Source organism: Vibrio sp. VP6, assembly GCF_028823755.1.
GTDB classification, from domain to species: Bacteria; Pseudomonadota; Gammaproteobacteria; order Enterobacterales; family Vibrionaceae; genus Vibrio; species Vibrio parahaemolyticus.
The window spans coordinates 1-1,179 of the sequence record NZ_JAPEID010000141.1; the positions used below are offsets into that span (position 1 = coordinate 1).

The 1,179-nt window shown below is 56.2% G+C and carries 1 protein-coding gene and 1 pseudogene; both read right to left on the reverse strand.

All coding sequences use genetic code 11. From position 1 onward, the window contains the following. Nucleotides 1-529, reverse strand: a pseudogene (locus OU793_RS24515) (hypothetical protein); the annotation flags it as partial. A 16-nt stretch (nt 530-545) separates the two neighbouring features. Beyond that, nucleotides 546-1,179: TrbI/VirB10 family protein (locus OU793_RS24520; RefSeq protein WP_274647908.1), on the reverse strand; the 634-nt coding region annotated here is incomplete at its 5' end.

Below are 1,179 nucleotides of genomic sequence, written 5' to 3' on the forward strand. Positions count from 1 at the left end.
GAATGGACACGGCAAGGCTACCGGTGAAGTTTTTGTTGCGCTCGATAGGCTCTAGTAACTTGGCTTGCTGCTCATCGCTGAGGCCATACGCCACTTTGGTGATGTGCGCTTTATCGAGCCAGCGCTGGAGTGCGCGATAGGGCGCTTCGCCCGCGGCGACAAAAAACGTTGTGGCGCCACTTGCCGTTTTATTTGTGTCACCAGACGACGTGCTTTGCGTTGATACATTGGCACTTGATGTCTGAGGGGCTAGCACTTGGGGAGTGGGCGCTCCTGTCGGTACCTTGGGACCGACTTTGCGCAGTTCGACGCGCTTTAGAGGCATCTTGCCGCGCTCTACCGCTTGAGGCTGCGGGGCAGAGACTTGCCCAACGTCTACGTAGCCTTGTTGCAGCTCAGGGGGTGAGCTTGGCAGTGGCGCTTTGATGCCAGTGATAAACAGTTGATCATTATTAAGCTGTCCCGAAGGCGCGGCCCAGCACGCAGACGTGATGAGGCCGCCCAAAACAGCGAGGGTGAAGGTTTTCATAAAGATTCCTGATTAACTAACGAATGGAAGAGTAAGGCGGCAAGATGACGTCTTGGCTCACCATAATGTAAAACTGCTCAGCGTTATCGATTTCGATGGTTGGCTGAATGTTCATGTTTTTGCGAATGAGCATGTTGCCCGTCTCGGCGTATTGCTGCGTCACGCCATCGGCGACGGACTCACCTGTGGAGCGCGAATCGTCGTCACCATCGCTGACCGCGGCCTGGCTTATCCCTGAAATACCGCCGAGCAAGGTGGCTTGACCAAAGAGGCGCCAATAATGGTTATTGATGTCACCGGTGAGGCCATTCATGCCAGTCACGTCCATGCTCGCCATGTTGCCAATGTTGAGCTTGCTGCCATCGGGGAAATTGACCCGAGACCAAGTGACGGGCAAACGGCGCTGACCATACGCGACGCGCGCGTCATAGGTGCCGTAAAGCTGCGTGCCTTGCGGTATCAATATCGCCGCGCCCGTGGCGCTGTCGTAGACGTTCTGACTCACTTGAGCAATCACATTGCCTGGAATGTCCGAGTTCATCGCGCTGATGAGCGTCGCTGGAATGAGCGTGCCCACGGTGAGCTCGTATTCACTGGCGGGCAGCTCACGCCGCGCGTTGAGATAACCGGCTTGATTGGCCTTGGCCAGA